Consider the following 16,108-nt stretch of genomic DNA (forward strand, 5'->3'; position numbering starts at 1 on the left):
ATAGGCTTGTGAATTAGTTTATTTATAATGAGTTAAATATAACAACAATCATTCCGAAAAAACAAAAAAAATTTAAACTTTTAACATTTTATTACACAATAAACTTTTTTATAAGCTCCTTTTTAAGTGTTATCTTTGTATTCTTTTTATATTATAAACACTTATGAACACTAAGCTTTCCGAAGTAAACCCAAAACATAATATTATTATAAAAGGTGCAAAATTGCACAACTTAAAAAATATTGATGTAGTAATTCCAAGAAATAAATTGGTAGTTATTACAGGTTTATCTGGCTCTGGAAAGTCTAGTTTGGCATTCGATACGTTGTATGCCGAAGGCCAAAGACGCTATGTAGAAAGCCTATCTAGTTATGCAAGACAATTTTTAGGTCGATTAAATAAGCCTAAAGTAGATTACATAAAAGGTATTGCTCCTGCTATTGCTATAGAGCAAAAAGTAAATTCTACAAATCCTCGCTCAACAGTTGGTACTACTACAGAAATATACGATTATTTAAAATTATTATTTGCCAGAATTGGCAAAACCTATTCTCCTATTTCTGGTCAAGAAGTAAAAAAAGATAGTGTAACAGACGTTTTAAATTATGTAAAATCTTTAGCTAAAGGACAAAAACTCCTCCTCCTCGCTCCTATTCATCTTGAAGATGGACGAGAAATGAGTGATAAGCTTAAAGCTCTAAATGCACAAGGTTATGCTAGAATAAAAGCCAATGGAGATATTATTCGTCTAGATAAAGTTGAAGGTATTACAAAAAAAACGAAAGATCTTTTTTTAGTTGTAGATAGAATTGTTGTAAAAGACGACGAGGATTTTTATAACAGATTAGCAGATGCTATACAAACTGCTTTTTTTGAAGGTAAAGGCGAATGTTTTATAGAAAGTTTAGATGATAACCATTTACGACAATTTTCTAATAAATTCGAGTTAGATGGTATTACTTTTCTAGAACCTAATGTACATTTATTTAGTTTTAATAATCCTTATGGCGCTTGCCCTAAATGTGAAGGTTATGGTGATGTTATTGGTATTGACGATGATTTAGTAATCCCAAACACCGCATTATCGGTTTACGAAAATGCTATTTTTCCTTGGAGAGGCGAAAGTATGAGCTGGTATCGCGATCAATTAGTTAATAACTCTCATAAATTCGATTTCCCAATTCATAAACCGTATTTTCAACTCAAGCAAAAAGATAAAGACTTAATTTGGAATGGAAACCAATATTTTGAAGGTTTAAACTCCTTTTTTACAGAGCTAGAAAGTAAAGCCTATAAAATTCAAAATAGAGTAATGCTATCGCGTTACAGAGGTAAAACAAAATGCAAAATTTGTAAAGGTAAACGTTTAAGACCAGAAGCAAATTATGTAAAAATTAATAATGCTACATTAACAGATTTAGTAGAAATGCCTCTAGATAAACTAGCCACTTTCTTTAAAGAGTTAACATTAAATGATAACGATACAACCATTGCTAAAAGACTTTTAAAAGAAATTGAAAACAGGCTCGCTTTTCTATCTAATGTAGGATTAGATTACTTAACACTTAACAGAAAATCTAATACGCTTTCTGGTGGAGAAAGTCAGCGTATAAACTTAGCAACATCATTAGGTAGTAGTCTTGTAGGCTCTATGTATATTCTCGACGAACCAAGTATTGGCTTACATCCAAAGGATACCGAAAAACTTATTTTAGTTTTAAAAGCTTTGCGCGATTTAGGTAACACAGTTATTGTTGTAGAACATGATGAAGACATCATGAAAGAAGCAGACGAAATTATTGACATTGGTCCAGAAGCAGGAACTTTTGGTGGCCATGTTGTAGCTACAGGAACTTTTAAAGACATTTTATCTTCTAGTTCTTTAACTGCTCAATATTTAAATGAAACACTTAAAATTGAAGTTCCAAAAAAACGACGTAATTCAAAATACAATATTGAAATACAAGGCGCTCGCGAAAACAATTTAAAAAATATAGATGTTAGCTTTCCTTTAGGCATGCTAACAGTGGTAACAGGTGTTTCAGGAAGTGGAAAAAGTACTTTAGTTAAAAAAATAGTATTTCCAGCTCTTCAAAAAAAGCTCACTGGCTTTGGAGATAAACCAGGACAATTTTCAGAGTTAAAAGGAAATTATAGTAATGTAAAGCATATTGAGTTTGTAGACCAAAACCCAATAGGTCGTTCGTCTCGCTCCAATCCTGTAACTTACATAAAGGCTTACGATGATATTAGAGCGCTTTTTAGTAAGCAAAAACTAAGTACTATTAGAAACTATGCTGCAAAACATTTTAGCTTTAATGTAGATGGTGGACGCTGTGAAACCTGTAAAGGTGAAGGAGAAGTAACTATTGAAATGCAATTTATGGCAGATGTACATTTAGAATGTGAAACTTGTAAAGGCAAGCGTTTTAAAAAGGAAGTACTCGAAGTTACTTTTGCAGATAAGAATATAGACGATATTCTAAATATGACAATTGATGATGCCATTTCCTTTTTTGAAGCCAATCATGTTACTAAAATTAAAAATAAATTACAACCCTTACAAGATGTAGGTTTAGGTTATGTAACACTTGGACAAAGCTCTTCAACACTTTCAGGTGGTGAGGCACAGCGTATTAAATTAGCTTCGTTTTTAGGAAAAGGAAATACCAAAGAAACAGCTTTGTTTATTTTTGATGAACCTACAACTGGTTTACACTTTCACGATATTAAAAAACTTTTAAAATCTTTTAATGCTTTAATAGAAAAAGGCCATTCTATAATTGTGGTTGAACATAATCTAGAACTTATAAAATGTGCAGATTATGTTATAGATTTAGGACCAACTGGTGGCGAACATGGTGGACAACTAGTGGCTTCTGGCACTCCTGAGGAGCTTGTAAACATAAAAGCCTCGGTAACTGGAAAATATTTAAGAGAAAAACTTTAAAAAAATTATCGCCAATATTTATTATTTTTTAAAATTCAGTTTTAGTAAAACATAAAAGATATCATTCCTAGTGCAATTAAAGCTATAGGCAAAACCATAGATAGAAATACAAACGTTATTATTCCGCTTTTTATTAAACTCAAAAACCAGCCTTGTTCATAAAAACGTTTTAAAGCAATGTAGAGATAAATAAATGTAGATAGAATTATTAAAAAATCTATCCAACCTGGAACATCTATTATAAAATCTGCAATTAGTAGTGCATTAAAAACTATAAATAAAAATGCGAAAAAATAAAATGTAAATACTAAATGATAGGCATAGCGACCTTTTCTCCAATAGAACACTTTTAGTAATAAAGCAAAAATTGGTAATAATACAAACAATGCAATTGGTGTTGCATCCAACATAGATTTTAAAACCGTTCCTAAATCTTGTTCTTTGTAAAATTTTAAAATTTGGGAATACCAAACCTTTGAAAACCAACCAGCATCCGCATTCATTCCCATGGCTTTATACACTTCCTCTATAGGAGCTTGAATTAGCAACAAAGAATCAATTGCTTTTGTATTAAAATCGAAAGATAAATTCTTATTGTTTTCTGTGTTATTTATAATAGAGTCTAAGCTTTTATTTGCACTTCCTGCAAGCAATTTAGAGTCTTTAAAAGTGTTTTTTCAGCTCCTGCTTAGCAACAGAGTCCAACTCCATTTGATTAACTTCGTTTACAATTTTAAGGAATTGAATGCTAAAAAGAAAATTTTAAGAATTTTATTTTACTTTAATAGTTTGCGCACGATACATAAAAGTATCTTCAAAACGTTTTAATCTTGCACTTAATGTTTCAGCAAAAACAAGGTATTGGCATTTATTTATACTCTCTGGAATACGATTAATAGCAGCAAAGTATAATCCTTTTTCTGCAAATTCTGCATCTTCTAAAATGTATAATTTTAATTGGCTTAAGTCTAAACTATTCATTAAATACAACTTGTTTAAGCGTTTTGGTGTTGCTATTAATATATCTTGTCCGTAATAAATTTCTTCACGTTGTTGGTCTAGTGTTTGTTCATCGTAGGCAGTATATATCCTAATCGTTCTTGGCTTTATAAATTTCTCAAATGCTTCCTTTAGGTTTAGAGCATCGGCTTTTGTTTCTACCAAAATTAAAGCTCTAGGCGCATCACCTTCAGGTTTACACTTTAATTTCTGCATCACACTAATTATTATAGCTGTGGTTTTTCCTGAGCCTTTACTACCAATACAAAACAAATTAGCTCCTCCCTTTATAATTGGCAATGCTTTTTTTTGTAATGGTGTTGGTGCTTCAAAATTATTAGTTTCTAAAGCTTCTAAAATTTGTGGATTGAGTTTTTTAAAAGACATATGAGCTTGCTTACTTTAAGTATAACGCGAAACTACGTGTATTTCTTCGGTTTACAAAACTACATCGTTTTAGTTTTGGCATGATGCTTGTATTTATTTAATTGTTCAATCTTAAAAAACGAATATTATAAAATGAACATGCTAAAATTTTATAGCTAAAAGATTGACAAATAACGAACAGCATGTGACCTTTATTAAACAATAAATATAAACACTATGAAACATTTAATCTATTTATTCTCAGCATTACTCTTTACGAGTTTTACTGTTAATGCAGACGACACTAACACCCTAAACCATATAGAAACCAATACTGCAAACTCTTACAGAGGTTATGGTAAATCTTTTATTTTTAACGAGCAAGGCATTGAGTTTTCGATTTATGCAGACGGTCAATTCGATTTTTACATGCCTAATTATGGACCTAATGTAAATGTATCGATTGGATCTCCAAATGGAAATATTAGTTTTAACTCTGGTTATGATTATGGTGCTTATGTACAATATGATGAGTTTGGTGCCATAATTCAAATTGAAAACACACCAATTTTTTACGATTATTATGGTAGAATAAGTCAAGCCGGAAATGTAAACATTAACTACAATAATAGAGGTTATATTAACAGAGTTGGTGGCTTGTTTGTTCACTACAATAGGTTTAATGTTTTCGATTATTGTACAGGTTATATAAACATCTACAACAGAGCCTACGTGTTTAGACCTTGGCACAGATTTTATATTTTACCACCAGTTAACTACTGTGTTGTTTTTAATAGACCTTATAGAAGACATTACACTCCAATTCGTTATAGATACGATAGACCTTATACAAATAACTTTAGACGTACAACTGCTGTTGCTAGCAGAAGAGGAAACACCATTACAAGAAATAGAAGTTATGCTTCTAGAACAGAAGGAAGAACTCGCGTTGCAACTACAACTAGAACACGTAGCGATGCAACTACTTCTACTCCAAGAACAAGAGGAAACAACGTTTCAACACCTAGAACGAGAACTAATAGAACTGCTTCTACACCAAGAACAAGAAGTAATACTACTGTTTCTGCACCTAGAACAAGATCAAATACTTCTACTCCAACAAGGACAAGGACTCAAACAAAAAGAACGATAAAACAAAGTACACCAAAAACAAATAAACGCGTGATAACTAAAAGTAGAACTACTCAATCTAGAGCATCTAGACCAGTTTCAAACTCTACAAAACGCAAATCTACATCAAACAGATCTAGTCGTAGATAAATAAATTAAGTGGTTAATTAATAAATCCTGTAACTTGTCTTTAAAAAGCAAGTACAGGATTTATTTTTGGAGGTTAACTTATCTCAGAATCCAAGCCTTTTAAATAACATTATCGTTTTAGATACTTGTTAAGAATAGCGTTTACGTCTTTGGAAAAATTAAAACGATACACCACAACACCATAGATAACCACAACAATTATAGATTTTATTGCCATATTTAGTATGGGATGCCAATTAAATTCCCAAAAGTAAAAACTAAATGAAAGTATCGTTATTAAAGACAATACATATAAAGTAGATTTAGAAAATGGATGCATTTTAAATTGCTTGTTTACATACCAAATTTTTAAACTTCCATATAAAAACAAGGCAATAAATGAAGCAATTGCTGCTCCATTAATATCGTAAATTGGAATTAAAATATAATTAAGCATTACATCAACAAAAATGATTAAAACACCAAATAAAAGAATGATTCTATAATAATTAGAATTAAAAATGATTGAATTATTGATACCTAGCAAACTGTCTATTAATTTAACAACTGAAATAATAATAACAACAAACAACGCTTGACTATATTCAACTTGCATTAAAGCATATAACTGGTTAATATTTACTACAATTAAAACAAATAGCAAACCACTTACTATTACTAAATTCAACGAAGATTTTTTATATAATACTGAAAGCGATACATTATCGTGTTCGTTTAAAAATTTTGCTGTTAAAGGATACGTAATTTGATGCATAGCTCTAGCTGGAACAGCAATTACAATAGCAATATATACAGCAACATTATAATAGGCAATATTTTCTATCTCTATAAGTTTACCTAGCATAAATTTGTCTAGATCTAACATAAACATAGCAACAGAACCTGCTATAATTATTAATACACTATACTTTAAAACTGAAAACACCTCAAAATTAAATTTAAAATCTAATTTGGGAAATCTTAAACTAAAAGCATAAAGCTTCATTATCAGCATTCTTAACACATAAACTATTGCAATTGCAATAATAAATTGTTCTACATTTAAAAGTTGATAATACAAAGCGAACAGTAGAATCAAAATACAAAAACGATGAAACACTTCTTTCATGATGTTACCAAAAACACTTTTGTAATGTATTTTACTCCAAGCAAAAAACACCTCAAAATAAGCCATTGCAACAGCTATAATATAAATCAAATATGTATAATCTTTAATAATCGTATTTTCAGTAGATAACCAGTTACTGATAGTTTCATAACCAAAAATGCCAATTAAACCTATAGGTATTATAGCTATTAAAGGTAAAAACAACATTAATGTTAAAAAGCTATTTTGCTGATTTTTAGTTTTATAAGAGGTATAAAACTTAACTAAAGTATTACTTACACCAAACATAAAAAATGGCATCATTACATTGGCTGTAGAGAGCAAGAAACCTACTAAACCGTAATACGCGTCTGTTAAAAAATTAGTGTATAGAAAAAGTGTGTTTATTGCACCTATTGCAAAACCAATAAAGGTTGTGATAGTATTTTGAATAGATTGTTTTATTACAATTCCCATAAATTTAAAACGCCTTGACTTTAAAACTCTAAAAGTATTTTAGATAGTTTTTGTGTTAAATGCACTCTACTATATTGGCTTACTCCAATAGGTTTGGCCTCTAAATTTCCAAATTTAAAAGCTTGAAAATGACTTAATATTTTTGCTTTTAATGCTGTTTTAGCATTATAATAAAAATAATCTCCTGTATTGGTTTGTTTAATAATAGTCTCAACATCTGATCCCGAAGGACCAATAGCAATAATAGGTCTGTTTGAGACCATATATTCAAATAGTTTTCCAGGAATTATGGCTTTTGTATCTTGAGAATCTATTTCAATTAACAATAAAACCTGTGCTTTTTTTTGATACTTAACAGACTCATTGTGTGATACATAACCAACATTGTTCAAGTATTTAGTTAAATTATACTTTTCAATAGTACTTAAAATTTCTTCACCTACTAATCCTACCAAATTAAGCTTAAAGTATTGAGCAAATTCGTCGTTTTCATTTATTAATTCTTGAAGAGATTGCCATAAAATTAAGGGATTACGTTTAGATAAAAATGAACCAATATGAGCTAATGTAAATTTAGAATCTAAAGTTTTAGCTTTAACTTGTTCTATATCGTAACCATTAGTAATAACTTCAATAGGCTTTGTTGTTAACTGTTTAAACTCAGTTTTAGTGACATTACTCGTTACAATAATAGTATCTGCGTTATTTAGAACTTCACTTTCAAGTCTCTTATGTCTTTTTTTAGCAATTTTTGTTAATTTTAATTGTTTGTGGTAACCAATAGTTGTCCACGGATCACGAAAATCTGCGATCCATCTAATATCTATATTCTTTTTTAATTTAAAGCCAATAAGGTGTAAACTGTGTGGTGGTCCTGAGGTGATAACAGTATCTATATTATAGTCTGAAATATAGGTTGAAAGATAACGAACAGAAGGTTTTACCCAATTTTTTCTTGCATCTGGTATAAAGAAATTACCACGAACAAAAAGCATTGCTTTTTGAATAATACTTTGTTTATTTTTATCTGGAAATATACCTTTACTAATCGTTTTTGTGCTTTTAGAAAATACATTTGCAATTTTATAAGGCTCACTAATAGGCTGTTTAAGTATAGTAATACCTTTAGGTATTTCGTCTAATAAACTGTTATCTATTTGAGGATAAACTGGGTTTGATGGACAATAAACAATAGGTTCTATATTAAATTGAGGTAAATATTTTACAAATTTTAGCCAACGTTGCACGCCTGGTCCTCCTGCTGGTGGCCAATAATACAAAACTATTAAGACTTTTTTTTTCTGCATGAAAATAATTATATGCTATTAGTAAAAGCTTTTATTTTTTCTTTCTAAAATGAAAAAATAAACCTCCAAAAACAATAAGCATTAATAGAATTGAACTTGTTAAAGTTATAGTTGTACCTGTTTTAACAACTTGTGGCTCAAACTTAAATTCAATATTATGCTTCCCTTTAGGAATTTCCATACCACGTAAAAGGTAATTTACACGGTTATATGCGATTTTTTCGTTATTAATGTAGGCATTCCAACCGTTTATATAATACATTTCAGAAAACACAGCATAGCCATCGTTGGTATTGTTAGCTTCGTATTTTATATAATTAGGTTGGTATTCTATAACCTTTATAGTAGCTAAAGAATCTACTAGAAACTTTTTATTTTGTTCTTTAAGTTCAATAGTATTAATTACTGCTTCTGTTTTAGTTTTTAAATCAAATAGCGCAATAATTTCTTCATCTGCAGTATTAACTGCTTTTAGTTTTTTTATAAACCATGCATTTCCGTTAGCATCAGAATTTAAGTAAGGATAAGGTTGGTTAGTGTCGTCTTCACTAATAATATACTTAACATTAAGCATATTAAGAATTTCTATGTTGCTTGTAAAATCGTAAAAATCTGAAAGTTCATCAAAACGTTTTGGTTTTGCTGCATGATAACCATTAATTGTATTATGAAAATATGGAGCAGAATTACCACCATTAGTCATATCATCTACTTTTTGAGAAATGGCTCTTCCTCCTCCTGAACTTACATCGTAAACTCTAAAATGATCTGGATCGTTTAAAATTAATTTATCGGCATTATTAGGTTTAAAGGGTCTTTGTACTTCTTTACTGGTTACAAAATTATCTGAATTTACATAGCGTCTATCTACACCAACTAAATCAAAAATAATTAATATAGCAAAAGCTATAATTACTTTATTTTTAGAAAGTTTTTGCTTTAAAAACAAGTAGATTGTTCCTGAGGAAATTAGAACTAGTAACATGGTTCTTAGCGTATCATTTCTAAAAATTGCTTTTCTATCTGCAACAATTGCATCTACAAAATCTTGTCCTCTAACTTCTGCCCAACTTGCGTCTCTAATACCTTCAAAATCTAAAAGAATTCCTGTATATTTAAAAATCAAGAATAGTGAACATAAACCAGCTGTAATAAGTGTTGTAAATTTTAAAGCTTTTAGTTTATTTTCATCTTTTTCATAGTCATTAAATAATCTTACCAATCCAAAAACTCCCAAAACTGGTACACATAGTTCTATAATTATTTGTATAGACGTTACTGCTCTAAACTTATTGTACAATGGCACAAAATTGATAAAGAAATCTGTTAATATACTAAGGTTTTTTCCATACGATAGTAATAAAGCTAAAATTGAAGCTGCTACTATCCACCATTTTAGTCTGCCTTTTACTAAAAACAAGGCGAAAATAAATAAAAACAAAGATACTGCTCCAATATAAGCAGGAGCTTCTACTATGGGTTGATTTCCCCAATATGTAGGTATAACTTTTGCTGCTTCTGATGCTTGGTAAGGAGGAACATTTCTACTTCTGTAAAATTTATAAAAAGCAGAATTCTTTCCTAAATCCTCATACATTCCTCCTCCTAAAAACCTAGGAATAAACAAGTTAAATGTCTCTAAGTAACCATAGCTATACTCTGTGATTCTTTCTTTAGCTAAACCAGAACTAATTTCTTTTCTTGGTGATCCATCTGGCTTAATGGTTAACTCTGTTTTACTACGCGTACTTTCTTTAGCATATTCTTGAGTTGCCAATATGTTAGTTGCATTTAAACCAATTGCAAGTATCACAGCAGCTAATAGTATTCCTGTAGACCTAAAAAAGTGTGTTAATAATTTCTTTTTACAGGCATCTATTAAATATACAGTTCCTAGAACAATAACCAAAATCAACAAATAATATGTCATTTGAAAATGGTTTGCTACAATCTCTAATCCCATTGCAACTGTGGTTAAAACAAAACCAACAATATATTTTCGCCTAAAGGTTAACACAATACCACTTAAAACTAAAGGCATATAGGCAATAGCATGAGCTTTACTATTATGCCCAACACCTAAAATAATTATTAAATAAGTAGAGAACCCAAAAGCTAAAGCACCAATAATAGCTAATTTATATTCTACTTTTAAACTGAGTAATAAAATATATAAACTAACAAAATATAAGAACAAATAATCTGCAGGACGTGGTAAAAAGCGTAAACTTAAATCTAAGTTTTTAATATAGGTGTGTGGATACCTAGCTCCAAGTTGGTAGGTTGGCATACCTCCAAAAGCACTGTTTGTCCAGTAGGCTTCTTCACCAGTTTTTGCTTTAAAATCCTGTTGTTGCTTAGCCATACCTTTGTATTGCAAAATATCGCTTTGTAATATTTGTTTACCTTGTAATACAGGACTAAAGTATGCTAATGAGAGTATTATAAAACCTACGAGCACAACTAAATGTGGAAGGATTTTTTTAAAAGTTGATTGCATAAATAATGATATGATTCTTAAAACCGAAAATTAATCAATTTCTTCGTAATCTACATATTCACCAACCGTTTTGTTTGAAGTTTTATTTTCAGGCATTTTATCTATTGTTATTTCGCCTGCTTTTTTTGGTGGTTGTTGCTTGTTTTGGTTACCAAAATCTCTAAACTGGCTACCAAAACGTTCTGCAGCCTTTTTGGTGAAGTATTTAAGGATTAATGGTCCAAAATATCTTGAGATAATTTTTACACCAAGATAAATTAATAAGATTATTAGTAGAACTCTCAAAATAAAATATAAACAGTAATATTAGAAAACAAAAATACAAATCTTGTAGAGTAATTTCAGATTAAAATCCTTAAAAAAAATATAAAATCTCTATATTTGAACCTAAACCTAAAACTTATGTTCCTAAATAAAACTTATTTAACAATAATCTTATTTATTGCTAGTTTAACAGCACAAGCTCAATATACAGAAGTTATAAACTCTAATCGTCCTGGTGTTTCAAGATCTGCCTTTTCTGTAGGTACTAATGTTGTACAATTTGAAGCAGGACCATTTACTGTAAAAGAAGAGCATACACCTTTAAAATATGATGTTTCTGGTTTTGGTGTCGATTTTGCAGCACGTTATGGACTACTGTTACCTCAGTTAGAAATAAATATAGAAGGTACTTATCAAAATGATACACAAACAGATTTTAGATCTTTAATACCAACAGAATTTAAGCGTTCAAATTTTAAAAACCTAACCGTAGGCGCAAAATATCTTGTTTACGATCCATATAAAAATGCTGAAGAAGAAAAACCAAATATTTATAGTTATCACGCCAACAAGCGTTTTAAATGGAGTAGTTTAATTCCTGCTGTTGCTGTTTATGTTGGTGCAAATTTTGATACTAAAGACAATCCATACACTGCTCCTGGAGTTGAAGGTTTTAGTCCAAAAGTAATGGTTGCCACACAAAATAACTTTTCTAGTGGTTGGGTTTTGGTAATGAATTTCTCTAAAGATAAAATAGGTACAGATTTTTCAGATTTTCAATATATAGTTACAGTTACAAAAGCCATTAATCAACAATGGGTTCTATTTGGTGAAACACAAGGTATACAAAGCGATTTTTATGCCGATAATCTATTTAGATTTGGTGGTGCTTATCTTTGGAGTAAAGATTTTCAGCTCGACACGGCTTTAACGTTTAACACAAAAGATACGCCTTCTGTATTTGGTGTAAATTTAGGTGTATCTTATCGTTTAGATTTTCATAAAGATCCAGAAATGGATAATGGAACATCTGCAGAAGAAGAAGCCGAACGTAAAGCAAATAAAAAACGTAAAAAGAAAAACAAGAAAAATAAAGATGATGATGCACCAGATGGTGATAAAAAGCGCAAAAAAGAAACTCAGAGTATAGATTTTGATGACGAATAATGCATATGATTACAATTAAAATTGTTACCTCCAAAAAGGACTTAAAAACATTTGTTAAGTTTCCGTTTTCTCTATACAAGGACTCAAAATTTTGGGTGCCTCCTATTATTAGTCAAGAAATGGAGACTTTTAATAAAGATAAGAATCCTATTTTTAACGATGCTGAAGCCACGTTACTACTTGCTTACAAAGACCAAAAACTTGTTGGACGCGTTGCTGCCATTATTAACTGGCTTGAAGTAAAAAACCAAAATCTGCTTAAAATGCGTTTTGGTTGGTTTGATTTTATAGATGATTTAGAAGTTTCCAAAGCACTTTTAGACGAAGTAGATAAGATTGGTAAAGCACATAATCTTGAATATACAGAAGGTCCAGTAGGGTTTTCGAACCTAGACAAGGTTGGCGTAATGACAGAAGGTTTCAACCAGATAAGTAATATGATAACATGGTATAACCATGCCTATTATATTAAACATTATGAAGCTTTAGGTTTTAAGATAGAAAAATCCTACTCAGAAAGTAAATTTCCTTTTAAAAACGTTAAACCAGAGTTTTTCTATAAAGCTCAAGAACTCATAAAACGGCGTTACAAATTAACTGCTTTGCAGTTAACAAAAACATCTGAAGTGATGCCTTATGTAGACAGAATGTTTGATTTGTTTAATGCTTCTTATGCTTCCCTGTCTTCTTTTGTTGAAATTACAGATATTCAAAAAGAATATTTTAAAAAGAAATTCATCTCTTTTGTAAATCCTGAGTATATTAAATTTGTAGTCGATGAAAATGATAATATGGTTGCTTTTGCTATTGTAATGCCAAGGTTCGCACATGCTTTACAGGAAATGAATGGTAGATTGTTTCCCTTTGGTTTTGCAAAATTACTAAAGGCTAAAAAAACTAGTAAAGATGTTGTTTTCTATTTAATAGGTGTACATCCAGATTACCAAAACAAAGGTGTCCACGCTGTTATTTTTAATGAGTATTATGAAACTTTTAAAAAGAAAGGTATTATAGATTGTTATAGAACACCAGAATTAGAAGATAACGATGCCATACATAAAATTTGGAAACATTTTTTTCCAGTTGTTATTAAACGAAGAAAAACCTACAGAAAAAACATTAGTTATTAGAAATAAGCTAAAATTTAAAAAAAAAATCCGATTCAAAATTGAATCGGATTTTTTAATTTACAATTATAAAGTTTTATTCTCCCATTGCTTTCATTAAAGCAGCAGACATTCTTTTATAAGTACCATTTTCTAAACGTGTTCTAATGGCATCAAAAGCATCTAATGTTTCAGCAACATCTTGTAAAGTATGTGTTGCTGTTGGAATCATACGTAATAATATTAATCCTTTAGGAATTACTGGATAGACTACTATTGAGCAGAAAATACCATAATTTTCTCTTAAATCTCTAACTAGAGCCATAGCCTCAGGAATACTTCCGTTAAGATATACTGGTGTTACACAACTTGTAGTAGAACCAATATCAAATCCTCTTTCTTTCAATCCAGATTGTAGCGCATTAACAATTTTCCATAAGTTTTGCTTTAACTCTGGCATTGTACGTAACATATCTAATCGCTTTAGAGCACCTACTGTTAAAGTCATTTGTAAAGACTTTGCAAACATTTGCGAGCGCAGATTATATTTTAAATAATCCATGATCTCTTTGTCTCCAGCAATAAAGGCACCTGTACTCGCTAAAGATTTTGCAAAAGTTGCAAAATAAACATCTATGTCATCTTGAACACCTTGCTCTTCTCCAGCTCCAGCTCCTGTTGCTCCTAAGGTTCCAAAGCCATGAGCATCATCTACTAACAACCTAAAATTAAATTTCTGTTTAAGCGCTACTATTTCTTTTAATCGTCCTTGTTCTCCTCGCATGCCAAAAACACCCTCAGAGACTACTAGAATTCCTCCTCCAGTTGTTTCTGCCATTTTGGTAGCACGTTCTAGATTTTTTTCTAGACTTTCGATATCGTTATGCTTGTAAGTAAAACGTTTTCCCATATGCAAACGCACACCATCTATAATACAGGCATGAGAATCTACATCGTAAACTATTATATCGTCTTTAGCTACCAATGCATCTATTGTAGACATGATTCCTTGGTATCCAAAATTTAATAAATAAGCGGCTTCCTTACTTACAAATGCTGCTAATTCATTTTGAAGTTTTTCATGTAATGCTGTATGACCAGACATCATTCGTGCTCCCATTGGATATGCAGAACCATATTCTGCAGCTGCCTCTGCATCTACTTTACGAACTTCTGGATGATTTGCTAAACCTAAATAATCGTTAATACTCCAAGTAATAACGTCCTTTCCTTGAAACTTCATACGGTTTGATATTTGTCCTTCTAGTTTTGGAAAAACAAAATAACCTTCTGCCTGCTCAGCCCATTTTCCTAATGGACCTTTATCCTTGTATATTTTTGCAAATAAATCTTTCATTTGTAATTTGTTAGTTTAGAGAATACAAAATTAAGCAATTCTAAGTTTTTTGTATAACATTTTTTCATTGTATTATTAACATAAAAAAAGCTAATACTTTTTTATGAGTATTAGCTTAAATATTAATTAGCAATATAATCTTATTTAATGTATTGAATACTTTGTGCGGCTTCAGCGTTTTTGCTATCGAAAAAACCTTGTTCGCTCATCCATTTATCGCTATAAATTTTACTCATATAGCGTGAACCATGATCAGGAAAAACAACAACTATAGTATCTGAGGCTTTAAATTCACCTTCAGCATCTAGTTGTTTTACTGCTTGCATAGCTGCTCCAGAAGTATAACCTACAAACAAACCTTCGGTTGTTGCAATCTCTCTAGCAGTGTGTGCGCTTTCTTCGTCTGTAACTTTTACAAACTTATCTATGGCATCAAAATCTGTAGCTGTTGGAATTAAATTTTTTCCTAAACCTTCAATACGGTAAGGATAAATTTCTTTATCATCGAACTCTCTCGTTTCATGGTATTTTTTTAGTACCGAACCAAAAGCATCTACTCCAATAACTTTTATATTTGGATTTTGTTCTTTTAAATACTTTGAAATACCTGAAATGGTACCTCCAGTTCCACTACATGCTACTAAATGTGTTATATTACCTTCGGTTTGGTTCCATATTTCTGGTCCTGTAGAAGCGTAATGAGCATCTATATTTAGTTGGTTGAAATATTGGTTAATATATACAGAACCTTTCATTTCGTCATGTAAGCGCTTAGCTACTTGGTAATATGATCTAGGATCGTCTGCACTTACATTTGCTGGACAAACATAAACCTTGGCTCCCATATTTTTTAGCATATCTATTTTATCTGCCGAAGATTTAGAGCTCACTGCTAAAATACAATCATAACCCTTAATAACGCTAACCATAGCAAGACTAAAGCCTGTATTACCTGAAGTTGTTTCAATAATAGTGTCTCCTGGTTTAAGGATTCCTTGCTTCTCAGCTTGTTCAATAATATATAGTGCAATTCTATCTTTAGAAGAATGTCCTGGATTAAAAGATTCAACTTTAGCTAAAAAGTTACCTTTAAAATCCGAAGTCATTTTTTTTAGCTTTATCATTGGTGTATTACCTACTAGGTCTAATACGTTATCAAAAACTTGTCTTTCATGTGCCATAAACAATACTTGTTCTGTTACTTTGTTTAATTAAATGTATCTTAAAACCTCGCAAAAATAAGCATT

12 protein-coding genes are annotated in these 16,108 nt (G+C 30.6%); 4 read left to right on the forward strand and 8 right to left on the reverse strand.

The annotated features are described in order from the left end of the window. Window positions 1–163 precede the first annotated feature (163 nt). Entirely contained in the window at window positions 164–2,950 is a 2,787-nt protein-coding gene (gene uvrA / locus P8H50_RS08935; protein WP_300207992.1) for an excinuclease ABC subunit UvrA, read from the forward strand. Between the two features lie 41 nt (window positions 2,951–2,991). On the opposite strand, the gene P8H50_RS08940 is transcribed toward uvrA, so the two are convergent. Together P8H50_RS08940 and P8H50_RS08945 are read right to left on the reverse strand one after the other, a co-directional pair. Beyond that, window positions 2,992–3,603, reverse strand: coding sequence for a hypothetical protein (locus P8H50_RS08940; RefSeq protein WP_300207995.1), 612 nt, complete (start codon window positions 3,601–3,603; stop codon window positions 2,992–2,994). Between the two features lie 118 nt (window positions 3,604–3,721). Beyond that, window positions 3,722–4,336 (reverse strand): DEAD/DEAH box helicase, encoded by a 615-nt coding sequence (locus P8H50_RS08945; RefSeq protein ID WP_300207997.1) that lies wholly within the window; start codon window positions 4,334–4,336, stop codon window positions 3,722–3,724. 216 nt (window positions 4,337–4,552) lie between these two features. Here P8H50_RS08945 and P8H50_RS08950 point away from each other — a divergent pair, with 216 nt between their 5' ends. After that, window positions 4,553–5,596, forward strand: a complete 1,044-nt coding sequence (locus P8H50_RS08950; RefSeq protein ID WP_300208000.1) for a hypothetical protein — start codon at window positions 4,553–4,555, stop codon at window positions 5,594–5,596. Window positions 5,597–5,705: 109 nt separating this feature from the next. On the opposite strand, the gene P8H50_RS08955 is transcribed toward P8H50_RS08950, so the two are convergent. Genes P8H50_RS08955 through P8H50_RS08970 form a run of 4 tightly spaced genes read right to left on the reverse strand, consistent with a single transcriptional unit; the run spans window position 5,706 to window position 11,252 of the window. Then, window positions 5,706–7,160 carry a polysaccharide biosynthesis C-terminal domain-containing protein gene (locus P8H50_RS08955; protein WP_300208003.1) on the reverse strand — a complete coding sequence of 485 codons (1,455 nt, stop codon included), beginning with the start codon at window positions 7,158–7,160 and terminating at the stop codon, window positions 5,706–5,708. A gap of 20 nt (window positions 7,161–7,180) precedes the next feature. Then, window positions 7,181–8,467 carry a glycosyltransferase family 4 protein gene (locus P8H50_RS08960; protein ID WP_300208006.1) on the reverse strand — a complete coding sequence of 429 codons (1,287 nt, stop codon included), beginning with the start codon at window positions 8,465–8,467 and terminating at the stop codon, window positions 7,181–7,183. Between the two features lie 31 nt (window positions 8,468–8,498). Beyond that, window positions 8,499–10,967 (reverse strand): YfhO family protein, encoded by a 2,469-nt coding sequence (locus tag P8H50_RS08965; RefSeq protein WP_300208008.1) that lies wholly within the window; start codon window positions 10,965–10,967, stop codon window positions 8,499–8,501. Window positions 10,968–10,997: 30 nt separating this feature from the next. Next, the gene (locus P8H50_RS08970) at window positions 10,998–11,252 is read right to left on the reverse strand and encodes a DUF4834 family protein (protein ID WP_366900972.1); all 255 of its coding nucleotides are present in this window, start codon (window positions 11,250–11,252) and stop codon (window positions 10,998–11,000) included. 117 nt (window positions 11,253–11,369) lie between these two features. On the opposite strand from P8H50_RS08970, the gene P8H50_RS08975 reads away from it, so the two are divergent. Both P8H50_RS08975 and P8H50_RS08980 read left to right on the forward strand, forming a co-directional pair. Beyond that, window positions 11,370–12,398 carry a transporter gene (locus P8H50_RS08975; RefSeq protein WP_300208010.1) on the forward strand — a complete coding sequence of 343 codons (1,029 nt, stop codon included), beginning with the start codon at window positions 11,370–11,372 and terminating at the stop codon, window positions 12,396–12,398. Window positions 12,399–12,403: 5 nt separating this feature from the next. After that, a complete protein-coding gene (locus P8H50_RS08980; RefSeq protein ID WP_300208011.1) occupies window positions 12,404–13,528 on the forward strand; it encodes a GTP cyclohydrolase in 1,125 nt (374 codons plus the stop codon). A gap of 73 nt (window positions 13,529–13,601) precedes the next feature. Here the strand turns inward: P8H50_RS08980 and P8H50_RS08985 are convergent, their stop codons facing one another. Next, the gene (locus P8H50_RS08985; protein WP_300208013.1) at window positions 13,602–14,861 is read right to left on the reverse strand and encodes an aminotransferase class I/II-fold pyridoxal phosphate-dependent enzyme; all 1,260 of its coding nucleotides are present in this window, start codon (window positions 14,859–14,861) and stop codon (window positions 13,602–13,604) included. A gap of 140 nt (window positions 14,862–15,001) precedes the next feature. Further along, window positions 15,002–16,042 carry a pyridoxal-phosphate dependent enzyme gene (locus P8H50_RS08990; protein ID WP_300208015.1) on the reverse strand — a complete coding sequence of 347 codons (1,041 nt, stop codon included), beginning with the start codon at window positions 16,040–16,042 and terminating at the stop codon, window positions 15,002–15,004. Window positions 16,043–16,108: the final 66 nt, after the last annotated feature.

This window comes from Lacinutrix sp. (assembly GCF_029238095.1).
Classification (GTDB): Bacteria; Bacteroidota; Bacteroidia; order Flavobacteriales; family Flavobacteriaceae; genus Lacinutrix.